The sequence below is a fragment of the Hymenobacter sp. BT491 genome, assembly GCF_014349165.1.
In the GTDB taxonomy this organism is placed as follows: Bacteria; Bacteroidota; Bacteroidia; order Cytophagales; family Hymenobacteraceae; genus Hymenobacter; species Hymenobacter jejuensis.
The window spans coordinates 92,960-119,335 of record NZ_JACSJJ010000003.1; the positions used below are offsets into that span (position 1 = coordinate 92,960).

21 protein-coding genes, 1 tRNA gene and 1 pseudogene are annotated in these 26,376 nt (G+C 55.0%); 15 read left to right on the forward strand and 8 right to left on the reverse strand.

Annotated elements, in window-relative coordinates; translation table 11 throughout:
* Positions 1-76: 76 nt before the first annotated feature.
* The 4 genes from H9I52_RS11930 (at position 77) to H9I52_RS11945 (ending at position 3,221) form a co-directional block, all read left to right on the forward strand.
* On the forward strand, positions 77-898 hold the full coding sequence (locus H9I52_RS11930) for a hypothetical protein (RefSeq protein WP_187454078.1): 822 nt from the start codon (positions 77-79) through the stop codon (positions 896-898).
* On the forward strand, positions 895-1,854 hold the full coding sequence (locus H9I52_RS11935) for a RimK family alpha-L-glutamate ligase (RefSeq protein ID WP_187454079.1): 960 nt from the start codon (positions 895-897) through the stop codon (positions 1,852-1,854). Before H9I52_RS11930 ends, H9I52_RS11935 begins: the two co-directional genes overlap by 4 nt.
* Positions 1,817-2,140, forward strand: a complete 324-nt coding sequence (locus H9I52_RS11940; RefSeq protein WP_187454080.1) for a hypothetical protein — start codon at positions 1,817-1,819, stop codon at positions 2,138-2,140. The genes H9I52_RS11935 and H9I52_RS11940 overlap by 38 nt, the downstream gene beginning before the upstream one ends.
* Positions 2,141-2,318: 178 nt before the next feature.
* Positions 2,319-3,221 carry a hypothetical protein gene (locus H9I52_RS11945; RefSeq protein ID WP_187454081.1) on the forward strand — a complete coding sequence of 301 codons (903 nt, stop codon included), beginning with the start codon at positions 2,319-2,321 and terminating at the stop codon, positions 3,219-3,221.
* A 15-nt stretch (positions 3,222-3,236) separates the two neighbouring features.
* Here the strand turns inward: H9I52_RS11945 and H9I52_RS11950 are convergent, their stop codons facing one another.
* Positions 3,237-4,586 (reverse strand): D-alanyl-D-alanine carboxypeptidase/D-alanyl-D-alanine-endopeptidase, encoded by a 1,350-nt coding sequence (locus H9I52_RS11950; RefSeq protein WP_187454082.1) that lies wholly within the window; start codon positions 4,584-4,586, stop codon positions 3,237-3,239.
* A gap of 288 nt (positions 4,587-4,874) precedes the next feature.
* Here H9I52_RS11950 and H9I52_RS11955 point away from each other — a divergent pair, with 288 nt between their 5' ends.
* Complete coding sequence (locus H9I52_RS11955) at positions 4,875-6,521, forward strand: CTP synthase (protein WP_222940496.1); 1,647 nt, start codon at positions 4,875-4,877, stop codon at positions 6,519-6,521.
* A 208-nt stretch (positions 6,522-6,729) separates the two neighbouring features.
* A complete protein-coding gene (gene yidC, locus H9I52_RS11960) occupies positions 6,730-8,580 on the forward strand; it encodes a membrane protein insertase YidC (RefSeq protein ID WP_187454083.1) in 1,851 nt (616 codons plus the stop codon).
* A gap of 116 nt (positions 8,581-8,696) precedes the next feature.
* Here yidC and H9I52_RS11965 read toward each other — a convergent pair whose 3' ends face one another.
* Positions 8,697-10,328 (reverse strand): ABC transporter substrate-binding protein, encoded by a 1,632-nt coding sequence (locus H9I52_RS11965; RefSeq protein WP_316248035.1) that lies wholly within the window; start codon positions 10,326-10,328, stop codon positions 8,697-8,699.
* 173 nt (positions 10,329-10,501) lie between these two features.
* Between H9I52_RS11965 and H9I52_RS11970 the strand changes: the two genes are divergently transcribed.
* The 6 genes from H9I52_RS11970 to lepB all read left to right on the forward strand — a co-directional run bounded on the left by H9I52_RS11970 (position 10,502) and on the right by lepB (position 16,070).
* The gene (locus tag H9I52_RS11970) at positions 10,502-11,182 is read left to right on the forward strand and encodes a metal-dependent hydrolase (protein WP_187454085.1); all 681 of its coding nucleotides are present in this window, start codon (positions 10,502-10,504) and stop codon (positions 11,180-11,182) included.
* Between the two features lie 87 nt (positions 11,183-11,269).
* Positions 11,270-12,076 (forward strand): ParA family protein, encoded by an 807-nt coding sequence (locus H9I52_RS11975; RefSeq protein WP_139516343.1) that lies wholly within the window; start codon positions 11,270-11,272, stop codon positions 12,074-12,076.
* Between the two features lie 159 nt (positions 12,077-12,235).
* Positions 12,236-13,201, forward strand: a complete 966-nt coding sequence (locus tag H9I52_RS11980; RefSeq protein ID WP_187454086.1) for a ParB/RepB/Spo0J family partition protein — start codon at positions 12,236-12,238, stop codon at positions 13,199-13,201.
* Positions 13,202-13,389: 188 nt separating this feature from the next.
* Entirely contained in the window at positions 13,390-14,031 is a 642-nt protein-coding gene (locus H9I52_RS11985; protein ID WP_187454087.1) for a DUF5683 domain-containing protein, read from the forward strand.
* Positions 14,028-14,747, forward strand: a complete 720-nt coding sequence (dapB, locus tag H9I52_RS11990; protein WP_187454088.1) for a 4-hydroxy-tetrahydrodipicolinate reductase — start codon at positions 14,028-14,030, stop codon at positions 14,745-14,747. Before H9I52_RS11985 ends, dapB begins: the two co-directional genes overlap by 4 nt.
* A 150-nt stretch (positions 14,748-14,897) precedes the next feature.
* Positions 14,898-16,070 (forward strand): signal peptidase I, encoded by a 1,173-nt coding sequence (gene lepB / locus H9I52_RS11995; protein WP_139516339.1) that lies wholly within the window; start codon positions 14,898-14,900, stop codon positions 16,068-16,070.
* Positions 16,071-16,243: 173 nt separating this feature from the next.
* On the opposite strand, the gene ung is transcribed toward lepB, so the two are convergent.
* The gene (ung, locus tag H9I52_RS12000; RefSeq protein WP_187454089.1) at positions 16,244-16,909 is read right to left on the reverse strand and encodes a uracil-DNA glycosylase; all 666 of its coding nucleotides are present in this window, start codon (positions 16,907-16,909) and stop codon (positions 16,244-16,246) included.
* A 111-nt stretch (positions 16,910-17,020) separates the two neighbouring features.
* Between ung and apaG the strand changes: the two genes are divergently transcribed.
* Both apaG and H9I52_RS12010 read left to right on the forward strand, forming a co-directional pair.
* Positions 17,021-17,407: a Co2+/Mg2+ efflux protein ApaG gene (apaG, locus tag H9I52_RS12005; protein WP_139516337.1), complete on the forward strand. Its 387-nt coding sequence runs from the start codon at positions 17,021-17,023 to the stop codon at positions 17,405-17,407.
* A gap of 12 nt (positions 17,408-17,419) precedes the next feature.
* Positions 17,420-18,259, forward strand: a complete 840-nt coding sequence (locus H9I52_RS12010; protein ID WP_187454090.1) for an O-methyltransferase — start codon at positions 17,420-17,422, stop codon at positions 18,257-18,259.
* A gap of 19 nt (positions 18,260-18,278) precedes the next feature.
* Here the strand turns inward: H9I52_RS12010 and kdsA are convergent, their stop codons facing one another.
* Both kdsA and H9I52_RS12020 read right to left on the reverse strand, forming a co-directional pair.
* Positions 18,279-19,133, reverse strand: a complete 855-nt coding sequence (gene kdsA / locus H9I52_RS12015) for a 3-deoxy-8-phosphooctulonate synthase (protein ID WP_187454091.1) — start codon at positions 19,131-19,133, stop codon at positions 18,279-18,281.
* Positions 19,134-19,244: 111 nt separating this feature from the next.
* The gene (locus H9I52_RS12020) at positions 19,245-19,853 is read right to left on the reverse strand and encodes a methyltransferase (RefSeq protein ID WP_187454092.1); all 609 of its coding nucleotides are present in this window, start codon (positions 19,851-19,853) and stop codon (positions 19,245-19,247) included.
* 110 nt (positions 19,854-19,963) lie between these two features.
* On the opposite strand from H9I52_RS12020, the gene H9I52_RS12025 reads away from it, so the two are divergent.
* Positions 19,964-20,911: a hypothetical protein gene (locus H9I52_RS12025; RefSeq protein ID WP_139516333.1), complete on the forward strand. Its 948-nt coding sequence runs from the start codon at positions 19,964-19,966 to the stop codon at positions 20,909-20,911.
* Positions 20,912-21,021: 110 nt separating this feature from the next.
* Here H9I52_RS12025 and cphA read toward each other — a convergent pair whose 3' ends face one another.
* From cphA to rpsA, 3 genes and pseudogenes are all read right to left on the reverse strand, one after another.
* Positions 21,022-23,667 (reverse strand): cyanophycin synthetase, encoded by a 2,646-nt coding sequence (cphA, locus tag H9I52_RS12030; protein WP_187454093.1) that lies wholly within the window; start codon positions 23,665-23,667, stop codon positions 21,022-21,024.
* Positions 23,668-23,938: 271 nt separating this feature from the next.
* Positions 23,939-24,009 (reverse strand) — tRNA-Cys (locus H9I52_RS12035).
* 541 nt (positions 24,010-24,550) lie between these two features.
* Positions 24,551-26,368, reverse strand: a pseudogene (gene rpsA, locus H9I52_RS12040) (30S ribosomal protein S1); the annotation flags it as partial.
* Positions 26,369-26,376 lie beyond the last annotated feature (8 nt).

The window sequence follows — 26,376 nt, forward strand, 5'->3', positions numbered from 1 at the left end:
CGGCGGGGCTGCTTGAGTAGCAGCCCCGCCGCTTTCGGCGTGCATCTTCCACCGGCTTTTTCGTCCGCACAGGCCTATGAAATCTCTGCTTATCCTATGTCAGCCCGACGACGTAGCGGCTTTCCGCCTAGCGGAATTCTGCCGTCGGCGCGACTTACCTACTATTGTCGTAACGGGTGTTGAGTTGGCCGCCGCACCTGCCTGGCACGTGCAAACGAGCACGGCGGGCACCATGTGGCGCATCGGCCTCGCCGACGGCACGGTGTTGTCGCCGCTCACGGTGGCGGGCATATACTGTCGGTTGTTGGGCGTGTGGAGCCCCTACGCCTTCGCGGCCCCCGAGGACACCAATTACGCCGCGTCGGAGCTGCAAGCCTTGATAACGGGCTGGCTACGTAACGCGGAAGTGCCGTTGCTGGGGCCAGTATCGCCGGTACAGTTGGCGCAACCGCCCACCAACGGCTGGCTGCGGCTCCAGCAAATGGCCGCCGCGGGCTTGCCGGTGCCCGCTACTGCCTGCCTCACGGCCCCGCAGCAGTGGGCCGGCCTGCCCGACATTCCGTTTTCGGCCCTGCACCCGGAGTGGCCCAACCGCACCGGCACTTGGCTGCAAGAACCGCTTTTGCCCGATGTCACGACGGCGGTAGCAGTGGACAAGGCCATTTTTCACGCTCCTGACCCAGAGTTGATTGCGCCTTTGCAGCGCCTGCAGGAGTCGTTGGATGTGCCTTTTGTAGCGGTGCCGTTTGCCCGCAATACGGGTGGCGCGTGGCGAGCCGTGGGCTATCACTTCTTGCTCAACTGGGCTACCGACGAAGAATGCGCCGCCTTTGTGGAGTTCGCCAAAAGTCGCTTGCGCCAGTCCGTTTCGGCTTCTTACTTACAGCCTGTAGCATGATCCTGATTGCTGGAATCCCGTCAGAAGAGCCGGTGGCGCGGGTAATAGAAAGCGCTGAAAATCTGGGCATTGCGCACGTCGTGTTCAGCCAGCGCGACGCCCTGCATTACGAATTGCAAGTCGATTTTTCGGGGCAGCAGCTTCGCGCTGAGCTGCGCCTGGGGGGCCAGCGCATCGATTTGATGCAGCTTCAGGGCGTGTATTTTCGCATGATGGACTCGGCCTCGCTGCCCGAAAACCACGCGGCCACGCCGTTTCGGCTGCCGGCACCCAAGCTGCAACGGCTGCGCTTCGTCAATGATCTGTTTGCCCAACTAGCCGACGTGCTGCCGTGCCGCGTGCTCAATCGCCCGCACCACATGGGCTCCAACTTTTCCAAGCTTTATCAGTTGGCGTTCATTCGCGAAGCGGGCCTGGAAGTTCCGGCTTCCCTGCTGACCAACGAGCCGGAAGCGGTGGCGGATTTTGAGGACGTTCACGGTCCGTTGATTTACAAATCCATTAGCGGCGTGCGCTCCATCGTTAAGCCCCTGACCATCGACGAAAAAGGTCGTTTGCACCACTTGCGGAGCTTGCCTACGCAGTTTCAGGAGTGTTTGCAGGGGCACAACGTGCGGGTGCACGTGGTGGGCGATGCGCTGTTTGCAGCCCGAATCAGCAGTGAATCGGTGGACTACCGCTACGCCAGCCACGACGGCAACCGCACCACCATGCAGCCCGTAAACTTACCCCAGGAAGTGGCCGAAAAGTGCTTCCGGCTGGCTAGCACGCTGCGGCTGCCGCTGTGTGGCATCGACCTGTTTGAAACCGAAGGCGGCGATTTTTTCTGCTTCGAAGCCAACCCCTGCCCCGGTTACAGCTACTTCCAGAACGAAGCCAGCCTGCCCATCTCCGATGCCATCGTCCGTTATTTGGAATATGGAACCGCCCAAGCCCCAAATGGTGCAAATAATTGAAAACCGTTCCCGTGTGACGGGCATTGTGCAAGACATTCAGGAGCAAACCGAATTACCTGATTTTGTACGGCTTACCGTGCAAGTTGCCACCGTGCAACCCGTTACCGGATTCGCTGATTTGCTTTCCAGACAGAGTCCTGCCACCGCAGAAGTGCTGGCCCGTCGGAGCAGCTTACCGACTGGCCTGCCGGGTAAGCGAGTCGAAATGACAGTTCGGATGGCCCCGATGGCTAAGCTGTTTTTGCAGGACGACTCAATACTCTTCTTAGATGCACCTATTCGTTAGCTATTCATAAATTATTATTTATCAATAATTTATGAACTCATAAGCTTTACGAAGCGCGGTTTGCTGTGTTCTCTGATTTCGCAAAGCATGTACTGCAATAACCTAATTTATTATAATTATTTTAATTATAAATATAATTTAATATATTCATACGAAGGCTACAAACGTGCTGATCGAAATGAATAGCGGGCAAAACATTCTGGGGGTGTTTCAGAGGCTGGCTGTGCTGGTGTTGCTGTTTGCGGCTTTGTTCGGCTGTAATAATAACTCTGCCAAAACCGAAGACACGGCTACCGAATCCCCCGCAACCGTCACGCAGGACACAGCAGTAACGGATGGATCGGGCAGTTTGGATACGATGGCTGTTGGGGCCACCCCGCCTGCTACCGGCAGCGACTCGGAGGATACGGCCGCAGTTCCGCCGCCCCCGCCGCCACCTCCCCCTACTTCAGCCGATGGGCCGCCACCTCCACAGACACCCCGCGACTTAGTGGATAACTATTTGAAAAAGGGGAACTTAGGATATTATGTACCCGACTCGATGAAAGTGAACGTGCCGAGTCGGGTGTCGTTGGTAATTTCCAAAAACAAGCCTGCTGCCGCGCTTAAAAGATCGCTGGAGTCGTCGATCGCGCACGAGGCCCGGCCCGACACCTCGCGGATTACGCTGGACCGCATCAAGGTTTCCAAACAAATGGTGGCCAAACTGTACGCCATGGACAGTACCGCCTTCCGCATTGAGCCGTTGTCGCACGCCCAGCAATACGTTGACCTGCAGGACACAACGGAAACGAAATGGGAATGGTCGGTTGTCCCGCTGAAAGCCGGCAATCAAAACCTGATCATCAAGGCCAGCGCGCGGGTTTACGACGGCGACGTGGCCGAATGGATTGATTTGGAGGTGTACAACGGCGTGGTGCCGGTGAAGGCCGTAATTGTGCCCAAGCCGGAACGAGTGCTTTCGTATTGGAAAGAAAACCAGGGCTGGATCATCACGACCGGCGGGGCGTTGGGCGGCCTTATTACGTGGCTGCTGGCCACGTTTAAGAGGAAAAAGGCTACTTCGGCCAGCGCAGAATAGCGCACGCGCCAGCGGCTACATTCGCTCGCGCACTTCCTTTAGAATGCGCTCCATCTCTTTGCGGATGTCGCCGGTATCCTGCAAAAAGTTGTTATTCATGAAGCTGACTGCCAGCAGATTGCCGTTTTTAGTACGCAGGTAGCCGCACACATTGTGGTTGTTGGTGAGCGTACCGGTTTTGCCCCAAAACCACGGGCCGCTAGCATCGTGGTACACGCGGCGCAGCGTACCGTGGCCGCCGCCTGCTGCCAATAAGCTCAGCAGGCGCGGCTCGGGCACTTCTCGGTGTAGCTTGAGCAGCAAGGCTACCAGTGTGCGCGGCGTCACGAGATTGAGGCGCGAAAGCCCGGAGCCATCGACCCACTGTGGGGCGTCGGGCAGGTCTTGCAGATACTGCTTCGTTACCAGCCGAATCACGCGGTTGGTATCGAGCGAGTCGCGGCCGAGTTTCGAGGAGCACATCAGCACTAGCTGTTCGGCCAGGAAGTTGTCGCTCACTTGCAGCATCCGGCGATACAGCGAATCGACTGGCAAGCCCGCCAGCGTGCGCACCGAATCCTGCGGAAGCAGGCGCCACGGCGCAGTGCCGACCGACCGATGCAGCGTGTCTTGCAGGAGCTTCAGGAGCAACTCCGGGCTGGTACGAAAAGGCGTTTCGTCAATCCAGTTTTTGGTAAACGGCAACACGAAAAACCGATTTTCGAGCACGGCCCGGCGCACATGGTCGCTGCTTCGGTAGCCCGGCGGTGCCGGCTCCACAGATGCGGCAAAGTCGCGGGGCGCGATGCGCGGCTTGGCCTGCCCGGCTTTGGCGTAAAAGCGCACCGTGTGCCCATAAATGGGAAACGGACCGCGCTCGGGCTGGTAATAATAGTTGTAGTCGTCCCAAGTCCAGCCGGGCGCAAAGGGTTCAACACAAGGTATTTGACAATAAAACAGCTTTTCGGGCCGGTTTTCCAGGAAATCGAATTGCCGCCGGCTGGGTACGTCGCCGTGCAGCAACGTAGGGTCGCCGGTACCCCAGAAGACCAGCGAATCGTGGCGCACCACGTAGCGCAGGCTCGGCAGCGAGTCGCCCAACAAATGCAACCCGGCATACAAACTAAACAGCTTCATGTTGCTGGCCGGCGTGAAGTAGCGCTCGGCATTCAGCCCGTATAGTTGCTCGCCCGTCGCGACGTCGGTGATGCACACGCCTACGTTGTGTTTAGCCAGCACCTCCGACTTGTCCATCATGCGCTCCAGCCAGTTGGGACCTTTGCCGCGGTGGCCCCGGTCGATGGCCGCTTCTTCATCGGAATGTGCGGCTGCGCCCATCAAAGGCAACAGAGCCAGAAAGAACAGAACAAGAAAACGAAGGGACATCTAGGGTAGCGCTTGGCTTTGCAAGATGCGCAAGCGGAAGCGTAGAATAAAATAGTAGCTAAACCATACACCGGACAGGTAATTCAAAGCCGTGAGTTGCAGGGTGATAACGCGGAGTTAAGAGAAATCGAATATTTATAATATATTTATTATCAAGTAGTTACGTTTATAAGTCGTACCTTTACATTTCAGCCCACGGGGGTGCTGGCGAAGGCTGGCATTTCGGCTTATCACCGGCCGACCCGCGGCCTCTCCAACTTAATCCTCTACCTTTGCGCGCGATTTGTTATGCCAGACCGCGCCCCTCAAACCGTGAATACCGCCAAGTTCATCTTCGTAACGGGCGGGGTGACCTCCTCCCTGGGAAAAGGAATCATATCCGCTTCCTTGGCCAAGCTGCTGCAAGCCCGCGGCTTTCGCGTCACCATCCAAAAGTTCGACCCGTACATCAACATTGACCCCGGTACGCTGAACCCGTACGAACACGGGGAGTGCTTCGTGACCGACGACGGCGCCGAGACCGATCTGGATCTGGGTCATTATGAGCGTTTTCTGAACACGCCCACGTCGCAGGCCAACAACGTCACGACCGGCCGCATCTACGACCACGTCATCCGCAAGGAGCGCGAAGGCGCGTACCTCGGCAAGACGGTGCAGGTCGTGCCACACATCACCGACGAGATCAAGCGGCGCATGTTGCTGCTCGGCCAAGGCGATGAGTTCGACGTGGTAATCACCGAAATTGGCGGCTCCATCGGCGACATCGAATCGCTGCCGTTTGTGGAGGCCGTGCGCCAGCTGCGTTGGGAATTGCCCCCTTACGACTCGCTGGTAATTCACCTCACGCTGCTGCCTTATTTGAAAGCGGCTGGCGAGCTGAAAACCAAGCCTACGCAGCACTCCGTGCGCGATTTACGCAGCGCGGGTCTGCAACCCGACATTCTGGTGTGTCGCTCCGAGTACCCGATCCCGTTGGAGATGCGCAAGAAAATCGCGCTGTTTTGCAACGTCAAAATCAACTCCGTTATCGAGTCGCTGGATGCCGACAGCATCTATTCGGTGCCGTTGCTAATGCTCAAAGAGCACCTCGACGAACGGGTTATCAAAAAGCTTAAGCTAGTAGGCGGCGCCTCCATACCCGACCTTGAAGCGTGGAAGGACTTTCTGGGCAAGCTGAAGAACCCAACTGAGGAAGTGACCATCGCGCTGGTAGGCAAGTACGTAGAGCTACCCGACGCGTATAAGTCTATCAATGAGTCGTTTGTGCACGCTGGCGCTCAGAACGAGTGCAAAGTGACGGTGCGCAGCATCCAATCGGACCATATCACGCCGGAAAACATCACCCAGCTGCTGCACGGCGTTGATGGCGTGTTGGTGGCCCCCGGTTTTGGTGAGCGTGGCTTTGAGGGCAAGGTGACGGCCATCCGGTACGTGCGCGAAAACGGCATCCCGTTCTTCGGCATTTGTCTGGGCATGCAATGCGCCGCCGTAGAGTTTGCCCGCAACGTGTTGGGCTTGCCCCAAGCCAGCTCCACGGAGATGGACGCGCTCACACCCGACCCCGTCATTGCGATGATGGAGGAGCAGAAAAACATCACACAGAAAGGTGGCACCATGCGCCTAGGCGCCTACGACTGCGAGCTGCGCAAAGGTTCGAAGGCCGCCAAAGCTTACGGCCGCAACCACATCAGCGAGCGCCATCGCCACCGCTACGAGTTCAACAACGACTATCTCAAGCAGTTCGAAGAGGCGGGCATGGTGGCTTCTGGCATCAACCCAGAAACGGGTTTGGTGGAAGTCATTGAGCTGCAAGGCCATCCGTGGTTTGTAGCCGGCCAGTTTCACCCCGAGCTCAAGAGCACCGTACAAACCCCGCATCCGCTGTTTGTGCGCTTCGTGAAGGCGGCCATCCAGCATCATAAAAACGAGATTTAGAAAAAGCGCACTTGCACGTCTGGCAGCGCCTTTTGACGTGCGCGCAGCCGACGTTCTCTGCTCTTCCCCTGACAAAATATCTGGTACTCAACGAAAAAGCCTGCCACCAACGAACTTTACTGAAGTTCGCCGGATTTTTGAAGGGCGATCTTTCCCATTTGTTTTCCGCGGCGCCCTGCGCCTCTCTACTTTCCAGCCAGTTCTTTAAATGGACAAAAACTCAGCAACAGGCCTCTTTATCATTTCGGCCTTGCTTCTCGTCTACCTGTTTTTCTTTCAGCCGAAACCTCCCAAAGAAAACCCAGACGCTGCCAAGAAGCCTACGACTGCCGCCAGCACCGCCGCCCGAACCGATACCGCGGTAGCTTCCGCCGCTCCGCTGGATTCGGTAGCCGCTGCACGCACGCTGGGCTCCTTCGCTTCGGCGGCTCAAGGCACGGCTGAGCAGGCACAATTACAGAACGGCAAGATTTCGGTTACGTTTTCCAGCAAAGGCGGCCGCATCGAAGCCGTTCGCCTGAATGGTTACAAGACATTTTTCGGCCAGCCGCTCGACCTGTTTGACGCCAAAAGCGCCAAGCTTGACTTGCAATTCCGCACTACTGCTGGCCAGACCGTTCGCTTCTCCGATTTGTATTTCCAGCCTACCGGCGCGCCGCAATCCGTAACGGAAGGCGAGCGCCAGGGCCAGCGCCTTACGTTTGCGGCCGAGGCTGCGGGCGGCCGCATCGAGCAAGAATATACGCTGTTCAACGACTCCTACGAACTGGCTTATAATCTGCGTTTTACAGGTTTGAATAGCATTGTTGCCCAAGAGCCCATCACGTTCAGCTTTCTGGACAATGTGCGCCAAACGGAGCAGGACCTGAAGCAAAACCGCAACCACACTACCATCAACCACTACCTCGCCAACGACGACCACGGCGCGCTGGCGGAGGCTTCGGAGAAGCCGGAAGAGGTTAAAGTTGCGGAGCCGCTGAAGTGGGCTGCCCACAAGCACGATTTCTTCGTGGCCGGCATCATTGCCGACAAGCAGTTCAGCACCGGTAAGTTCAACTCCACTGTCGATCTGGAAGATTCAACCTACATCAAGTCGCTGAGCACGACGCTGGGCATTCCGGTGGCCGATGCGGAAAATGGCGGTGCCAAATTCCGCTTCTATTTCGGCCCTAACACGCTCAATATTCTGCAAGGAGTAGCGCCGGGCTTTGACCGCAACGTGTATTTGGGCTGGGGTTTGTTCCGCTGGGTCAACCAGTTTGTGGTGATTCCGGTGTTCCACGTTTTGGAGAAATTCATTAGCTCCTACGGCCTGATCATCGCGCTGCTGGTAGTGCTTATCAAGTTGGTTACGTGGCCTTTGACCTACAAAACCTACGTGTCGCAGGCACGCATGAAAGTGCTGAAGCCGGAGCTTGACCAGATCAAGGAAAAGTACGGCGATGACCAGACCAAGGTGCAGAGCGAGACCATGAAGCTGTACTCCTCGATGGGCGTGAGTCCGCTGAGCGGTTGCGTGCCCACACTACTTACCATCCCGATTCTGTTCGCGATGTACCAGTTCTTCCCCAACGCCATCGAGTTGCGGCAAGAGCACTTCCTGTGGGCCAAAGACTTAAGCACGTACGACGTGTTCATTAAACTGCCCTTCTACGTGAAGTGGTACGGCGACCACGTCAGCCTGTTCACGCTGCTCATGACCGCTTCGACGCTGCTCATGACGTGGCAGAGCAACCAGCTCAACACGGCCATGCAGGGCCCGATGAAGTTCTATAGCTACTTGATGCCGATCATCTTCCTGTTCGTGCTCAACAGCTTTGCGGCGGGCCTGACGTGGTATTACTTCGTGTCGAACATTGTAACGCTGGCGCAGCAGGCGCTCACCCGCCGCTTCGTCGACGACACCAAGATCCGCGCGCAACTCGAAGCCAACAAGGAAAAGAACAAAGACAAAAAGCCCGGCGGCTTCCAGGCCCGCCTCGCCGAAGCCATGAAAACGGCTCAGGAACGTGAAGCCGAAGCCAAAAAGCAAGGCCCTTCGAAGGCAAAAGGCAAGTAATTGACTATCAGCCGATTACAATAAATCTAATTATTTATCCTTCCTTATCAAAAGCGAACGGCGCTTCAACATTTCGTTGGAGCGCCGTTCGCTTTTGGTTTATTCAAAAGAACATTTTACTCTTTCCGCACCCGTTCCAGCACCAGTTGATTCATCGGGTTGGGCGTGAGACCTTGCACGTTGTTTTGCGTGAGCCGAACCACCTCGTCGTAGTAGGCGGCAATGACGGGGCATTCTTCCACGATGATGCGGTCCATCTGGCGGTAGAGATCGTAGCGCTTCTCGGTATTCTGCTCTAGCTTGGCTTGCTCGTACAGGCGATCGTAGGCGGCGTTTTTGAAGTGCGTTTTGTTGGGGCCAGCGGGCGCAAAGTTTTTGCTGTAGAACAGGGCCAGATAGTTCTCCGCATCCGGATAATCGCCGAGCCACGACCGCGTAAAAAAGCCGGCCCGGCCGTTGTCGATCATTTCGCCGTGGGCCGCGCCCTGGTTTACATCGATATCGACCTGTACGCCTACTTCCGCCCACTTTTTCTGGTAATACTCGCAGTATTCCTTGGTCTCGGCTACGGTGTTCAACCGCAAATGCAACGGATGGCCCGGACCATAACCCGCCGCCCGCAGCAGTTGGCGCGCTTTATCGGGCTGATAGGTGTAGCCGGGCACCAGCTTTTCGCTGAACGAAGGCAGAGACGCCGGCACAAAACCCGAATTGCCCGGACGGCCTACGTTATTCAGGAAATAGGCGATAAGTTCGGGTTTGTTTAGGGCATAATTGAGCGCTTGGCGCACGCGCTTATCGCGCAAGGCCGGATTGTTGTTGTCGCCGCGCAGGTTAGTCGGGTCTTGCTGAATACCAAGGTATTCGGTGTTGAGATACGGAACCTTCTGCAATCGAAATTTACCCCTAAAGTCCTCACGCACAGTACCATCTGGATACATAATCATATCGCGGGAACCGGCCCGAATACCCGACAGAAAATCCAGCTTGCCCTGCTGAAAAGTGAGAAATTCGGTTTTGCGGTCTTGAATGAAGCTGATCTGCACGGCATCCAGGTACGGCAGCTGCCGGCCCTGCGCATCTTTTTTCCAGTAGTGCGGGTTGCGGTGATAAATGATGGCATTGCCTTCGTCCCAGAGCTTAAACACAAACGGCCCCGTGCCTACGGGGTGCTCCCGAAAATCCTTGCCGTAGCGCTGCACTGCCTCGCGCGGCACCACGTACGCGTACGGCATGGTCAGGATGCCTAAAAACGGAATAAAAGGCTCTTTCAGGTAAATACGCAACGTACTGTCGTTCAAGGCTTTAAAGCACGTATCCACTGGCTCACCGGCAGCATTTTCCAACACTTTGCCCCGAAAAATCCAGCCGCCGGTGCTGGCGGTAGCAGGGTCGAGCAGGCGTTTGAAGCTGTACACAAAATCCTGTGCTGTCACGGGCCGGCCTTTGCCGCCCGGAAATACTTCGCTGTCGTGGAAACGAACGTCGGGCCGGAGCGTGAATGTGTAGCGCAAACCATCGGGCGAAATAGCGTAACGACGTGCTATCGACGGCCCGGGCTTAAGCTGATCGTCGAGCTCGACCAACCCGTTGTATAGCTGCGTGGTCGCCCAGGTGTTGGCTTGGTTGCGGGCAAAAGCCGGGTCGAGGGAAGTCAGGGATTCGGGCTGGTTGTAGCGAAAAACCCGCCGGTCGTCGGTCGACTGGGTAGGGCTGCTGCAACTTGCCAAGCTTATGAGTATTGGCACAACCAAACCTGCAAAACGACGTGAAAACGAAAACATGAGAAAGGCGAAACAGTGTATATTTGTACGAAATAAGCTAATCGCAATTAGCTTTTAGCTATCCGCTTTGTCTTTGCCATTGCAAGCTTAGCTTTCCTGAACCGAACAGCCCGCCGGCCACCGCGCACAACTCACCCATGAAACTGACCTACTACGGGCACTCCTGCTTCCTGGCGGAAATCGGAGGCGCTAAAGTGCTTTTCGATCCTTTTATTCGTCCCAATGCGTTAGCCAAAGACGTGGACGTGGACAAAATTGAGGCTGATTTCATCCTGCTCAGCCACGGCCACGGCGACCACGTTGCCGACGCAGAGGAAATTGGGAAGCGCACGGGCGCCGACTTAGTAGGAATGTTTGAAGTGCTGGGATGGTTCGGTCCGAAGGGACTAAAAGCGACCTACGGCATGAACATCGGCGGCAAAACCAAGCTGCCTTTCGGCACCGTGAAACTGGTGGCCGCCCTGCACTCCAGCTCCATGCCCGACGGTTCGTATGGCGGTTTGGCGGGTGGCTTTGTGATAGAAGCAGAAGGCAAAACCTTTTATTTTGCCGGCGATACTGCCCTCACCTACGACATGAAGCTGATCGGGGAGCAATACAAGCTGGATTTTGCCATTCTGCCCATTGGCGATAATTTCACCATGGGCATCGACGATGCACTGATTGCGGCCGACTGGATAGGCACCACTAAAATCGTGGGCATGCACTACGATACCTTCCCGCCTATCAAAATCGACCACGACGAAGCCCGTACGAAAGCAACGCAAGCCGGTAAAGAACTGGTGCTCATGCGCATCGGCGAAACAATTGATTTGTAAGTTGTTAGTTAGAAACTGGATATGGGCTCAAAACGCTCACGGCTAGCTTCTCTCCACTGACAACCCGCAACTGACAACTAAGTACTAATGGGAAAAATTATCGCGGTAGCCAATCAGAAGGGCGGGGTGGGCAAAACCACTTCGTCAATCAACCTGGCGGCTAGTTTAGCCGCTCTGGAATACCGTACCCTTCTGGTAGATGCCGACCCCCAAGCCAACGCGACGTCGGGGGTAGGTTTCGATCCGAAGGATATTGAGAACAGCATTTACGAATGCATGGTAGACGGCATTAACGCCCAAGATATTATCTTGACTACCAATGTGTTACCGCATCTCGACCTTATGCCCTCCCACATCGATCTGGTGGGCGCTGAAGTGGAGATGATCAACTTGCCCAACCGGGAAGAGAAGATGAAAGAAGCGCTGCGGCCACTTGCCGATCAGTACGACTTCATCATCATCGACTGCTCGCCGTCGCTGGGCCTGATTACGGTGAACGCCCTGACGGCCGCACACTCCGTAATTATTCCGGTTCAGTGCGAATATTTCGCCTTGGAAGGCTTGGGGAAGCTGCTGAATACCATCAAGATAATTCAGAGCCGCCTGAACACGAACCTGGAAATCGAAGGCATCTTGCTCACGATGTACGACGTGCGCCTGCGGCTTTCCAACCAAGTGGTGGAAGAAGTGAAACTGCACTTCCAACAGCTTGTGTTTGATACCATCATCCCGCGCAACGTAAAATTGAGCGAGTCGCCGAGCTTTGGCATTCCGGTGATCCTGCACGACGCCGAAAGCAAAGGCTCGATCAGCTACCTGAACCTGGCCCGCGAGATTGTGGAGAAAAACAGCATCGAAGCCAACCCGGAAGCCGCAGAAGATACGGCGGCATAAGGGTTTCCGTGTGAAGCACTTAGAAAACGGCAGACGAAAATGGTCTGCCGTTTTTCATTATACGGCACGCCGTCGCAGAAAATTTCCGGCCCTTCCCCGCCGTTTGTGTATTTTTGAATCCTGCTTTCGCTCGGTATTGGGCGGAAGCTGATTGCAGGTATGTCAGAGAAGAACGAAGAAAAACCCACTCCGGCAGCGGCTCCCGCGGCGGCCAAACGTAAAATCGGCGGCTTGGGCCGAGGGTTAAACGCCTTAATTGAAGGCAGCTACGAGAAGAAAAGCGAACGCTTGGGTCTGGTTCCGCATCCGGTCAATTCGGTGGGCATGATTCAGGTGGGCATGATCGAGGCCAACCCGTACCAGCCGCGCACGCATTTTGACCAGGAAGCCTTGCAGGAGCTGGCCGAATCCATTAAGATTCAGGGCATTATCCAGCCCGTGACGGTTCGGCAGATGGGCACCAACGCCTATCAGCTTATCAGCGGCGAACGGCGTTTGCAGGCTTCTAAGCTAGCGGGCCTCGACACTATTCCGGCTTATATCCGCAAAGCCGACGACCAGCAGATGCTGGAAATGGCTTTGATCGAGAACATTCAGCGCGAAAACCTCAACGCGATTGAAATTGCCCTGAGCTACCAGCGCCTCGTCAGCGAATGCAACCTGAAGCAAGAAGAACTGGGCGACCGCGTAGGCAAAAACCGCTCGACGGTCACCAATTATCTGCGTCTGTTGAAGCTGCCGCCGGATATCCAGATTGGTCTGCGCGACACCGTGATCTCCATGGGCCACGCCCGGGCTCTGATCAACATCGATGACGCCGATCAGCAACTAGCTCTCTTTCAGCGTATTGTAAACGAAGAGCTTTCGGTACGTCGCGTAGAGCAACTAGTTCGCGGAGGTCTTTCGGCGCCTAAGGCTACGGATGCGCCTGCAGCTCAACCACCTGCAGACGCGCAGATGCACGTTCCAGTGGCAGAGTTACGCCGGACCGAGCGCCACCTCTCCGATCGCTTCGGCAGTCGCGTGCAGGTAAAGCCCGGTCCGCAAGGCCGCGGTGAAATCAAGATCGCGTTCGATTCGGTGGAAGACATGCAGCGCATCCTGCACATCCTCCACCCCGACTAAGCGCAGTTTGCAAGCGAACGCCTTCAAAAAGCTTAGCGCCTTCGCGTGCCAAGCTTTTTGCTGTTCAAGGCCATTCTGGGTACACTTTGACCTTACTGCCTTTCGTTTGCCTGCTGCACAGCCCTGCATACCTGCTTAGCTGTCGGCTTTCTTCTTAACCTTGTTTGCCACGTATGGTAACGCCTTGTATGTTAGTCACTTCGCGCGCTCTGCTACTCATGCTGTTGCTAGTATTGGCAACTTCTGTGCTTGGCACGGCGCAGGCGCAAGTGGTTACCGCAGGGCCCGACTCAACTCAGGTGGACGCGCCGGCCGTGCCCGATTCATTGCGTAAGACGGCTCGCCTACTGGGCATGAAGGTGACGCCTCCTACGAAGGCGGTGTTGCTGGCGGCTTTCATTCCGGGTGCCGGCCAGGTATACAATCACAAATACTGGAAACTTCCCCTCGTGTACGGAGCTATCGGTGGCACGTTGGGCGTTGAATTCTTCTACCAAAGTCGCTACAAAGAATACGTAACGGGCTTCCGAGCGCGGCAACAGGGGTTGCCTGACCCCGGCCCACGGTCGAGCCAAGAAACCAGTGCTGAAAACGTGCGCGCCGGTATCATTTTTTACCGGCGCTACCGCGACCAATTCATAGCCTATTCGCTCTTGGCTTACGGCATGACAATCGTGGATGCACTGGTGGATGCTCATTTGCGCGACTTCGACGTCAGCGACGACCTGAGCGTGCACTGGAACCCAACGCTGCTGCGCGTTCCGACGGCGCCAAGCGCACCCGGCGTGGCCATTACGCTGAACCTAAAATCTACTCGCTCTACCAAATGAAGCTGTTGCTGATTGGTCACGGCAAAATGGGCAAAGCCATTGAGGCTCAAGCCATTGCACGCGACCACCAAATTGCCGGTATTGTGGACCCTTCGCGGCCCGGTGTTCATATTTCCGACTTCGATGCGACCTCTGTTGATGCAGCCATCGAATTTACGCACCCCGATGCGGCTTTTGCCAACGTAATGGCCTGCCTGCAGCAGGGCTTGCCGGTAGTGTGCGGGTCTACGGGGTGGCTGCACCACTTTCCCGAAGCCCGAGACTTATGTAAGGAAACGGGCGGAGCGCTGTTTTACGCCTCGAATTACAGCGTCGGCGTCAACTTATTCTTCCATTTCAACGAGTACATCGCCGCCAAAATGCACCAGTTTGGCGGCTACGATGTGCAGGTACGCGAAATTCACCATACCCAGAAAGTCGATCAGCCGAGCGGCACGGCACTTACGGCAGCAGAAGGCATCATCCGGCACTTCCCTGCCAAAACCATGTGGCGCAACGAGCCCTCCCAAGCCGACCACGAGTTGGCGGTGCTTTCTGAGCGCACGGGCTCGGTCGTGGGCACGCATATCGTTACGTATTCTTCTGAAGCCGATACCATCGAACTCAAGCACGAAGCGCACACCCGCGACGGTTTCGTGCAGGGCGCCTTATTAGCCGCCGAGTGGCTGGTGGGCCGCAAAGGCGTGTTTGGAATGAAGGATATGCTGGGCCTATAACCAAGCCTTATTTTTCGGGATTCTTTTCAAGTTGTGCGTGTTGCACACTGCACCAGAATATCGGATTCGCGTAATTAATCGGATATTCCGTTTCTCATTTGTAGTCCGCATTTGCCGGGCATTGCTGTACCTCTGTTTGCCTATCTACCTATGGCCGTAAAATTCTGGGAAAAACAACCCGAGACCGCAACCCCTAAGAAGCCCAAAGGCTTTTTTCGGGAATGGGGCGATGCGATACTGTTCGCGGTAGTGGCGGCGACGCTCATTCGGTGGGCTACGTTCGAGGCCTATACCATCCCGACGCCCTCCATGGAGCATACGCTGCTAGTAGGTGACTATCTGTTTGTGAGCAAGTTACACTACGGGCCCCGTACGCCACAGACGCCCTTGCAGGTTCCGCTCACGCACCAGACCCTGTGGGGGACGAGCCTGCCAAGCTACTCCGATCTCATTCAACTGCCCTCCTACCGCCTGCCCGGTTTCTCGGAAATCAAGCGCAACGATGTGGTCGTTTTCAATGTGCCGTTTGAAAACCAATTTCCGGCCGATTTGCGCACCAACTACATCAAGCGCTGCATTGCCGTAGCCGGCGACGTATTGGAGATCAAGGACATGCAGGTGTACATCAACGGAAAGCCGGCGCAGAACCCGCCGCAAAGCCAGAACCGTTATTACCTGCAAGTCAATGAGCCAGTGCGCGACAAGATTTTCAAGGAGCAGGGCATTACGGATTTCAACAACGCCGCGACCGGTGTACCGCAACCGCAATACACGCCCTACGGCCCTGCCTACATGGTAGATGCTACGCCCGCTTCTGCCAATTTCTTCAAGCAACAGCCTTACATAAAGGGAGTTGTGTTGGATAAAGTACCGGCCGGCAAACCCGATCCAACTATTTTCCCCAACAACCCCGATTATCCGGCTAGCACGCCTCCCAGTGAAAGCAGCGTTGCGTTGAAGTGGAACATGGACAACTACGGGCCGTTGCAGCTCCCCAAGAAAGGCCAGACGGTACAGCTCACGCCGCAAAACACGCCCATCTACCTGAAGATCATTACCCGCTACGAGCATAACAAGGGTGTAACCGTTGCCAACGGCGTGCTCCTGCAAGATGGCAAGCCGATGACCAGCTACACCTTCAAGCAGAATTACTACTTCATGATGGGCGACAACCGGCACGATTCGCTGGATTCGCGGTATTGGGGCTTCGTTCCGGAAGACCACGTTGTGGGAAAGGCAGTACTCATCTGGCTGTCGGTTGATCCATATGCTGACTTCTTCCACAAAATTCGCTGGAACCGTCTGTTCAACTTCATCGACTAATCCGGACCACGGATTGCGGCGGATTTTGCGGAGTTCACGGACTTCGTCGACGGTTAATTCAGTAACAAAAAAGCCTTGGCCGACTGCCAAGGCTTTTTTGTTTGCTTACATCATATTTATAATTTATTGATTATCAAGTCATTACAAATATGACACGCAATCCGTAGTTCAGATCACCACTGAATAGGTTGTTCACCGTGATCTTGCAAATACGCGTTGGTTTTGCTGAACGGGCGCGAGCCGAAAAAACCTCGGTCGGCGGCGAAAGGCGAAGGATGGGCGGCTTTAAGAATCAAGTGTTTGCGCTGATCAATAAAGTCGCCTTTTTTCTGGGCATAAGCGCCCCAGAGAATGAACACGACGTGCTGCTTTTGCTCGGCAACCTTCTGAATAACGGCATCGGTAAATTGTTCCCAGCCTTTTTTCTGGTGCGAGCCTGCATCGCTTTCCCGCACTGTAAGGGTAGCGTTGAGCAACAAAACTCCTTGTTGTGCCCAGCGGTCAAGGTTGCCGTTGGCCGGGGCCGGCGTACCCGGCAGGTCAGACTGCAACTCTTTGAAGATATTGAGCAGAGAAGGCGGCGTGCGCACACCCGGGTTGACGGAGAATGCTAAACCGTGCGCCTGCCCGCGCCCGTGGTATGGATCTTGCCCTAAGATTACTACCTTAACCTTGTCGAAAGGGCAGGCGTCGAAAGCGTGAAAAATTTGTGGTCCCGGCGGATAAACAGGGCCTTTGGCGTATTCGTCGCGCACAAAGGCGATGAGCTGCTGGAAATACGGTTTTTCAAACTCCGACTGCAACACCTTGCGCCAGCTTTCTTCTATCTTTACGGTCATAGTAGGATTGGATTTTTTTCGAGTTAAGTAAGCCTTTTTTGGGGCAAGCTGCGTAGATAAACCAAATTCCGAAAACGGCTGTTAGCCTCTTAAAAGAATCGCATTGGAGCCATGAATACGACGACGACGCAGGGCGTAACGGTAACCGTCACGACCAATTACTTGCCAGATTATTCCAGCCCCGGCCAGGAGCATTACGTATTTGCCTACAAGATTGATATTCGTAATAACGGCGAATACACCGTAAAACTACTGCGTCGTCACTGGTACATTTACGATGCCAATGGCGTGACGCGTGAAGTGGAAGGCGAAGGCGTGGTGGGCCAGCAGCCCACGTTAGAGCCTGGCGATTCGCACCAATATGTATCGGGCTGTAACTTGAAAAGCGGCTTGGGCAAGATGCGGGGCACCTACCAGATGGAGCGCCTCGTCGATGGCAAAGAGTTTACCGTCGACATTCCTGAATTTACCCTTGTGGTGCCTTACCGCTTGAATTAATATCCGTTACGCGTGCCGCCTCTTATCTTTCAGGCATACAGCTTCTTACGATTTTACCTCCGCTCGGGGAATGCGCACGGTCTGCATTCCCCGTTCGTTTTTGGGCTCTATAACCACGTCATCAACCACGACGGCAACTACCGAGCTTTTGCGCCCATTGAAGCCCGCCGGCGTGAGCTGCTTCACACCCCCGATTCGATAGCTGTCCGGGATTTCGGCGCGGGCTCGCATACCGGAGCCGGCCGTCAGCGCCGCATCCGGGATATTGCCCGCACAGCGGCTAAGCCACGCATGTTTGGCCAATTGCTTTTCAGGCTGGTCAATCATTTCCAGCCCCATACTATTCTTGAGCTAGGAACTTCGCTGGGCCTAACCACGGCGTATCTGGCCTCGCCCTGCTTGTGGGCGCAGACGGTGACGTTTGAGGGTTGCCCCAATACGGCCGCGGTCGCTCGCCAGACGTTTAATAAGCTGAAGCTAAACAACGTACAACTCGTCGAGGGCAACTTAGATGACACCTTGGCTCCTGCCCTTGCGGCGCTACCCGGCCCGGTAGACTTCGCTTTTTTCGACGGGAACCACCGCTACGAGCCTACTGTGCGCTACTTCGAGCAGTGCCTCACGCGCCGTACCGACGACAGCGTATTCGTTTTCGACGACATTCATTGGTCTTCGGAAATGGAACGTGCCTGGCAAACGATCAAGCAGCACCCAGAAGTGCGCCTGACCGTTGACCTATACTTTATCGGCTTGGTTTTCTTCCGGAAGAACCAACCCAAACAAGACTTTTCGCTGCGCTTTGGCCATCCATTGGATAAGCTTCTGGACAGCACCAAATGGTTTTCTGCATAAGTATTTAAAAGACAGATACTTATGCAGGCATCGGCGCAATGCTGCCTTCGTCCTGCAAAGCCTGGCGAATGCGGGTTAGCTTCGTCAGCAGGGCTTCCAATTGATCGAGCGCCAGCATGTTCGCCCCATCCGACTTGGCGGTAGCTGGCGTGGGATGCGTTTCGATGAACAGCCCATCGGCGCCCACGGCAATGGCGGCTTTTGCAATGGTCTCAATCAGAGCCGGTTGGCCGCCCGTTACGCCGCTGGCTTGGTTAGGACGTTGCAGCGAATGCGTTACGTCCATTACCACGGGCACGTCGAAGCTGCGCATGGCGGGCAGGTTGCGAAAATCCACTACCAGGTCGGAATAGCCAAAGGAATTGCCGCGGTCGGTGAGGATGACATGCGGATTACCCGACTGCCGTACTTTGTCAACGGCAAATTGCATCGCTTCGCCCGACAGGAATTGCCCCTTCTTGATATTCACTACTTTACCGGTTTTGGCAGCCGCAATCAGCAAGTCAGTCTGGCGGCACAGAAATGCCGGAATCTGAAGTACGTCCACGTATTCGGCAGCAAAAGCGGCTTCTTCCGATTCGTGGATGTCGGTCACGGTCGGAACCCCAATTTCCTGACTGACTTTCTGCAGAATGCGCAACGCCGTTTCGTCGCCGATGCCCGTGAACGAATCGATGCGCGAACGATTGGCCTTGCGGTACGAACCCTTGAAAATGTAGGGAATCTGGAGCTTGTCGGTGATGTGCTTCACTTTTTCGGCAATGCGCAGGGCCATGTCTTCGCCTTCGATGACGCAGGGCCCTGCCATCAGAAAGAACTGACCAGAATTTGTATTGCGGAAATGCGGCAGGACGTTGGTTAAGGATTCGAGCATGAGAATGAAATAAAGCACAAGCTGTAACAGCTGCGCGGTAGGACAATTTTGGGGTTCAAAGAAAAGGAAGGCAGCAGGTCAAGTAGTGTTTTATCGCTACTTGACCTGCTGCTAATGTCTGTTTTTCAAGCAGATAAACAGCTCCTGACCTTGGCGAGGCTTAAGAGAGTTATACGCAGTTTCGAAGTGCAGGAACTCGAAGTACGGAGCAAAATAAGCGCGATATTCTTCCCGGGTACCGCCGAAGGGTGGCTCAGAAGCCGGGCCAAACTCCCGGTCGAACAGTACACCCATCAGTTTGCCGCCCGGCCGCAGCAACTCGGAGCACTTGCGGGCGTAGTCGGCGCGGCGGGCCGGGTCGATGGCACAAAAAAAGGTTTGCTCCACAATGAGGTCGTAGGGCGGCTCTGGGCTTAGTGCAAAAAAATCTTCCTGCAACAAATGATCGGCGGGGAAATCCGGAACCCGCGCCTGCAATGCCTGTAATGCCTCGGGCGCCAAATCGGCCACAAACACGTTAGGCCAGCCCATAGTATACAGATACTCAGCTTCATACCCTTTGCCGGCGCCGGGTATCAGAATACGTAGGGCGGTGGGTGGGCCCAGTTGCGCAAAATAATCCCGTAGCGGCGGCGTTATAATACCAGCATCCCATCCGGTTCGGCCGGTCGCGTAGCGGCTGCTCCAATACTCTTGTCCGAATAGTAAATCCGATTTCATGCAGACTTAGTATTTATGCGTGAAACTTGCCTGAGTGGACAATCCCTCTATTTTTGTGCATAAAGGTAACTTACCGTCCGGATTGTCCGGCTTAACTTAATTCTCCTGCTATGGAACAAAACCAAAGCCCCGAGCCAAAGAACAACAACCGAGTGCTGCTGATTGTGGCACTGATTCTGGTGCTGCTGGGCATCAACGGCTTTCTGTTTTACATGAATCAGCAAAAGGGAAAGCAAAACGAGCAGCTTACCGCCACGGTCAAGGAAAAAGACATTAAGCTGGAAGAGCAGATCAAGCAGTACGAAGCGATCAAAGCCGATTTTGAACGCCAAAGCCAAGAGGTACAGGCCATGGGCCAAGCCAACGACTCGCTGGAAGCACGCATTGCGGCCGTCAATGCTGATTTGATTAAGCTTCGCTCATTCCGGGCCGGCAGCTTTTCTATTGCAGAGCAGCGCCGCTTTAAAGAGCGCGCCGCCAATTTCGAAAATCAGCTTAGAAAGAAAGACGAAGAAATCGCTCAGCTGAAGTCGGATAACGAAGCACTTTACACCGAAACCACCACCCTGAAGGAACGGCAAAACAAGCTGACCGACACCATCACCACCATCGCCCGCACCAACCAAGATTTGTCGGAGAAGGTAGCGATCGCGTCGCGGTTGCAGGCCGAAAACATCCGCGTGGGCGTTATCAACTCCCGTAACAAGGAGAAAGACGACGACGATAACGAGTTCAAAGCCAAGCGAGTAGAAAAGGTAAAAGTAACTTTCAATTTGGCTCGCAACGACGTGGCCCCGAAAGAAACCAAAGAGATCATGATGCGCCTGATTGAGCCCGACGGCTCAGCTCTCTACAACCTGAGCACCGGCGGCGGCACCTTCATGATCGACGGCTCCGAAGCCTTCTACACAGCCAAGCAGGACATCGTGTACGACAACACGCGCCAGCCAGTGCAATTCATCTATGCCAAAGGCGCGGCTTACAAAACGGGTTTGCACACTGTTGAGCTTTATTCAGGCGGCGTGATGATCGGTAAAACCACCTTCACGCTGAAGTAAGCTTCTACTTAGGCTTGGATTCAGTAACGAAAATGGCCCGCTGCTAACGCAGCGGGCCATTTTTATATCTATTCGATTATCAAATAGATATAAACCCTTGTTATTTTTCTCTACTTCCCCGTTTTCTCCATAAGAGAAGCTTCGTACGAATCGAGCTTTTTGAGCGTCCCCGAAATATTTTCGGTGAGCATGACGATCACCGAGCCTTTCTGCGCCGTTGTGAGTATGTGGTCAATGGCCTGCATTTCGTCTTCGATGTAGGTGATCGGCAGATCGGGTTTGTCGAGGCGAAGGCCGTGCTCCATCAAGGACCGGATTTCTTCGGCAGTTTTGCCGCGCAGATCGCGGTCTTGGCGTAGAATTACCTCATCGCAAATACGGCCGATCACGCGGGAGAAACCGATGGTATCTTCCTCGCGACGGTCGCCCAGGCCCGATACCACGCCTACTTTATGCGTCGCGGGCGTGTTGTCGAGAAACTCCGCGAATTTCTCGATACCGGCTGTATTATGGGCGTAATCTACAATGACTTCAAAATCCGGGAATCGGTAGACGTTCATCCGGCCCGGAGTCTTGGTGGCCGAGGGCACAAACGTGCGCAACGCCGTTTTGATCTCATCGCGGCCAAAGCCCGCCAGATAAGCCGCCAACGCAGCTGCCAGGCTGTTTTCGATGTTGAATGTCGCGCGGCCGCCGAACGTAATCGGAAACTCCGCAGCCCGGTCAATGCGGAGCTTGTAGCTGTTTTTGTATATGGTAATGTAGCCTTCTTCGTACACGGCGGCCACTCCCCCGTTCTCCACATGATCGAGAATACGGGGGTTGTTTTCATTCATGCTGAACAAAGCCACGCGGCAATCCAGTTGGCGGCACATACCGAATACCAGCTCGTCGTCGGCGTTGAGCACAGCCCAGCCATCCTTTTTGACAGTCCGCGGCAACACCGCTTTCACGTTGGCCATTTCTTCCACCGTATGGATGTCGCGCATCCCCAAATGGTCGGCTGCGACGTTGGTAACCACGGCTATATCGCAGCTGGTAAAGCCCAGCCCCGAGCGCAACATGCCCCCGCGCGCGGTTTCGAGCACTGCATAGTTGACGGTCGGGTCTTTGAGCACAAACTCAGCACTTTGGCCACCGGTACAGTCGCCTTTTTGCAGTTGTTTGCCCTGAATATAAATGCCATCTGTGGTGGTGAAGCCTACTTTATAGCCTTGTGCTGCTACAATGTGCGCGATCAGGCGGGTAGTGGTGGTTTTGCCGTTGGTACCCGTAATGGCAATGATCGGAATGCGTGACTCGCTTGTGGGCGGAAACAGCATATCGACCACTGGAGCAGCCACGTTGCGGGGCAGCCCTTCCGTAGGCGAAATGTGCATCCGGAAGCCCGGCGCCGCATTTACTTCGATCACTGCGCCGCGGGTTTCGTTTAGCGGGATGGCAATATCTGTGGTCAGAAGGTCGATGCCGCAGATGTCGAGCCCTATGATGCCCGCCACGCGCTCGGCCAACAAGACGTTGTACGGATCGACCAGATCAGTCACATCGCTGGCAGTGCCACCGGTGCTGATGTTGGCAGTACTCTTCAAATACAGCGTCTCACCTTGGGGCAGCACCGACTTGAGCGTCAGTTCTCTAGCCTTCAGGATTGCCATCGTATGCTTGTCAGCCTTGATGGCCGTCAGTACTTTTTCGTGCCCCACACCCCGACGTGGATCACGATTTACTTTATCGATGAGCTGTTGAATAGTGCTCACGCCATCACCAACAACGGCCGCGGGCGTGCGCTTGGCAGCCGCGATCAGCTTACCGTTAACTACCAGTAGTCGGTAGTCAAACCCTGTCACAAACTGCTCGACAATAACCGCTCGCGAATACACCTGCGCAGCTTTGAACCCCGCAAGGGCTTCTTTCCAGTTCGAAATATTGATGGTAGCTCCTTTACCGTGGTTGCCGTCTAGCGGCTTGGTCACAATGGGGAACCCCAACTCGTCAATCGCATCGCGCAGGCCCTCAGGCGAATACACTGTAGTACCGCGCGGCACAGGTACGCCGGCATCACGCAGCATGGCCTTTGTCCGGTTCTTGTTACCAGCAATCTCAACTCCCGCGTGCGAGGTATAAGTAGTGGTAGTCGCCCAGATGCGCTTTTGGTTTACGCCGTACCCCAACTGGATGATGTTGCTGTTTTTGAGTTGGATATACGGAATCCCACGCGACGCCGCTTCGGCCACAATGCTGTACGTGCTTGGGCCGAAGAATTCCTGCTCGCGAATATCGTGCAGCTCATTTACAATGCCCTTAATATCAGTCTTTTGCTTCCGACAAAGGCTTTCCACGATTTCTACTGCCGCTTCGGCAGCTACGCGGCCAGCACGTTCTTCCTGGTAGGCAAACACCACAAACTCCACCCCTGCCTCGTGCGCCGGATACGACTTGCCCCAGTATACCGGCATGCCGGCCAATCGTTGTAGCTCCAAGGCCACATGCTGGATTACATGGCCAAGAGGCTCTCCATCAGCAAGTTGTTCTTTAGTCAGGGGCGGGTTTTTGGCCGATTGCTTTACCGAGTCCGAAACCACCCGGGATTTGCCCAGTTCAGGAAAAAGCTTTGTCAACCGACCAGCTAAGCCAGCTACAGCATTCGACCACTTGTCGGCAAAGTCCTCTAAGTCAACCTTCATCACAATAAGCTTGTGGTGCTTGACGGAGAAGTAACTCGGGCCGCGCATCGTGCGCAGGTCAATGATCTTCATAGGGAAAGGGAGATGGAAGAAAGTTGTGCGCGGTTGTACGAGTGAGTTTGCGCCAAGGATGTTGTGACAACGGGCCGCTTGGACTGTTTGCCACCTTATCATAAGGTAATGAACCCAATGGCTTCAACCTAAATTTATTTATAACAATCTCATAATAAGACATTTATCAAAATAAAAATACACTTTCCTCAAAGCCATAAAAGCAAAAAACCCCAGCCGGGGCTAATCGGCTGGGGCACAGAGCTAAACGAAAACAGGAACTAGGAAAAAGAGGTGACGAGCGGATTCGAACCGCTGTAGGAGGTTTTGCAGACCTCTACCTAGCCACTCGGTCACGTCACCTGGTTTTTGAATGGGATGCAAAGCTACAGGATAATATTGCTTTTGCCAAACCACTACGCGGTTTTTAAGCTTCTGCCGCTGTAAGTCGCTGACCTCCTGTGAGAAGACCTGGGTGCTTCGGTTTCCTATTCAAAAGAAAAGGTCCCGGATTGCTCCGGGACCTTTCCAATCAGCTTAAGAAAAAAGCTTAGGCTTTCTCTTCGTCCTTCTTGTCGGCGTTTTCGTCGCCGCTAATCAGGTCTTTCGCCTTGTCGACTACGTCGCCAGCTACTTCCGTAGCACGCTCAACTACGTCACCAGCCAATTCTTTGGCTTTCTCGAAAGCTTCGGAGTGCGTAGCAGCTTCAACAGCGTCGCCAGCAACTTCTTTCACCTTATCGAAAGCCGCCGAAGCAGCGCCGGTTACGGCCGACAGAATGCCGCCAGCGGCGGGGGCTTCTTCAGCAGGAGCTTCAGCGGCCGGAGCCTCTTCAGCTTTAGCAGCTGACTTAGGAGCCTTAGCTTCGGCGTTGGCCTGCAGCTTTTGCACACCAGCATCGCGCTCATTGCCCATCATGCGGTCACGCAGAGCGGACAATGCATCGAGGTCGCCGAGGGTCGACTTTTCAGCCGGAGCCAATTTCTTGGCGTCGTTGGCTTTGGCATCGCCCTGAGCAGCACCGGCAGCCGGAGCACCAGCAGCGGGCTTCTTCTTCGCGAACTTCGAAGCACGCGTGTCTTCTTCCTGTGCCTGGTTGTAAACAGCCGAATGCGACAGAACGATACGACGGTCATCCTTCGAGAATTCTACCACGCGGAAGTCGAGCGATTCGCCGTTTTCAGCCTGCGAACCATCCTCTTTCTGCAATGACTTTGGATAAGCGAAGCCTTCGATGCCGTAAGGCAACTCGAGCACCGCGCCGCGGTCGTTCTTCTCGGTGATGGTAGCACGGTGAACCGAGCCAGGGGTGAACACCGTAGCGAACGTATCCCAAGGGTTTTCTTCCAACTGCTTGTGGCCCAGCGCCAGACGACGATTGGCTACGTCGAGTTCGAGCACCACCACGTCCAGACGATCGCCCACCTTCACTACTTCCGAAGGATGCTTGATCTTCTTGGTCCATGACAGGTCCGAAACGTGCACGAGGCCGTCTACACCTTCTTCCAGCTCTACGAACAGGCCGAAGTTGGTCAGGTTGCGCACCAGACCGTTGTGCTTGGTGCCTACGGCGTACTTCGTACCGAAGTCAGCGCGGGTCCATGGATCTTCGGTCAATTGCTTGATGCCGAGGCTCATCTTGCGGTCTTCGCGGTCGAGCGTCAGGATCTGCGCTTCAACTACGTCGCCTTGCTTAATGAAGTCCTGTGGGTTGCGCAAGTGCTGGCTCCACGACATTTCCGAAACGTGGATGAGACCTTCCACGCCCGGGATGATTTCCATGAACGCACCGTAGTCGGCAACGTTCACGATGCGGCCTTTCACCTTCGAGCCTACGCCCATGTCGGCGGGCAGCGAATCCCACGGGTGAGGAGTCAACTGCTTCAGACCCAATGAGATACGCTTCTTGGCTTCGTCGAAGTCCAGAACTACCACGTTGAGCTTCTGGTCGAGCTGCAACACTTCGCTCGGGTGCGCGATACGGCCCCACGAGATGTCGGTGATGTGCAACAGACCGTCTACGCCACCAAGGTCGATGAACACACCGAAGTTGGTCATGTTCTTGATAACGCCTTCGAGGATCTGGCCTTTCTCCAGGTTGTTGAGGATGGCTTCGCGCTGCTTCTCGAGGTCTTTCTCGATCAGGACTTTGTGCGAAACTACTACGTTGTCGAAAGCGGCGTTGATTTTTACCACTTTCACTTCCATGCGACGACCTACATAGATGTCGAAGTCACGGATAGGCTTCACGTCAATTTGTGAGCCGGGGAGGAAAGCCTCTACGCCGTCCAGGTCCATGATCAGACCACCTTTGGTACGACGCTTTACAACGCCTTCCAGGATGGTATCATTTTCCAGCGCGTCGTAGATCGACTTCCATGCCTGCTTGATCTTCGCCTTCTTGCGCGACAGGATCAGCTGGCCGTTAGCGTCTTCTTGGTCTTCGATGAACACCTCTACTTGATCGCCTACTTTCAGGTCAACCAAGTCGCGGAATTCGGACAGGGGCACGAGGCCGTCGGATTTGAAGCCAATGTTCAAGATCACGTCGCGGTCGGTGATGCCAACCACGGTTCCTTTGATCACTTCTTCTTCCTGGACGGTCGTCAGCGTGTCGCTGTACATTTTTTCCATCTCGGCACGCTGCTCAGCGGTATAGTTACCACCAAACTGCGCCGCTCCGACGTTGTCCCAATCGAAGTTATCTACTACTTCTGCCATTATGTTTG

Coding starts and splice junctions, on each gene's coding strand:
- H9I52_RS11930 (WP_187454078.1), top strand. CDS start 77: ATGAAATCTCTGCTTATCCTATGTCAGCCCGACGACGTAGCGGCTTTC.
- H9I52_RS11935 (WP_187454079.1), top strand. CDS start 895: ATGATCCTGATTGCTGGAATCCCGTCAGAAGAGCCGGTGGCGCGGGTA.
- H9I52_RS11940 (WP_187454080.1), top strand. CDS start 1,817: ATGGAACCGCCCAAGCCCCAAATGGTGCAAATAATTGAAAACCGTTCC.
- H9I52_RS11945 (WP_187454081.1), top strand. CDS start 2,319: ATGAATAGCGGGCAAAACATTCTGGGGGTGTTTCAGAGGCTGGCTGTG.
- H9I52_RS11950 (WP_187454082.1), bottom strand. CDS start 4,586: ATGTCCCTTCGTTTTCTTGTTCTGTTCTTTCTGGCTCTGTTGCCTTTG.
- H9I52_RS11955 (WP_222940496.1), top strand. CDS start 4,875: ATGCCAGACCGCGCCCCTCAAACCGTGAATACCGCCAAGTTCATCTTC.
- yidC (WP_187454083.1), top strand. CDS start 6,730: ATGGACAAAAACTCAGCAACAGGCCTCTTTATCATTTCGGCCTTGCTT.
- H9I52_RS11970 (WP_187454085.1), top strand. CDS start 10,502: ATGAAACTGACCTACTACGGGCACTCCTGCTTCCTGGCGGAAATCGGA.
- H9I52_RS11975 (WP_139516343.1), top strand. CDS start 11,270: ATGGGAAAAATTATCGCGGTAGCCAATCAGAAGGGCGGGGTGGGCAAA.
- H9I52_RS11980 (WP_187454086.1), top strand. CDS start 12,236: ATGTCAGAGAAGAACGAAGAAAAACCCACTCCGGCAGCGGCTCCCGCG.
- H9I52_RS11985 (WP_187454087.1), top strand. CDS start 13,390: ATGTTAGTCACTTCGCGCGCTCTGCTACTCATGCTGTTGCTAGTATTG.
- dapB (WP_187454088.1), top strand. CDS start 14,028: ATGAAGCTGTTGCTGATTGGTCACGGCAAAATGGGCAAAGCCATTGAG.
- lepB (WP_139516339.1), top strand. CDS start 14,898: ATGGCCGTAAAATTCTGGGAAAAACAACCCGAGACCGCAACCCCTAAG.
- ung (WP_187454089.1), bottom strand. CDS start 16,909: ATGACCGTAAAGATAGAAGAAAGCTGGCGCAAGGTGTTGCAGTCGGAG.
- apaG (WP_139516337.1), top strand. CDS start 17,021: ATGAATACGACGACGACGCAGGGCGTAACGGTAACCGTCACGACCAAT.
- kdsA (WP_187454091.1), bottom strand. CDS start 19,133: ATGCTCGAATCCTTAACCAACGTCCTGCCGCATTTCCGCAATACAAAT.
- H9I52_RS12020 (WP_187454092.1), bottom strand. CDS start 19,853: ATGAAATCGGATTTACTATTCGGACAAGAGTATTGGAGCAGCCGCTAC.
- H9I52_RS12025 (WP_139516333.1), top strand. CDS start 19,964: ATGGAACAAAACCAAAGCCCCGAGCCAAAGAACAACAACCGAGTGCTG.
- cphA (WP_187454093.1), bottom strand. CDS start 23,667: ATGAAGATCATTGACCTGCGCACGATGCGCGGCCCGAGTTACTTCTCC.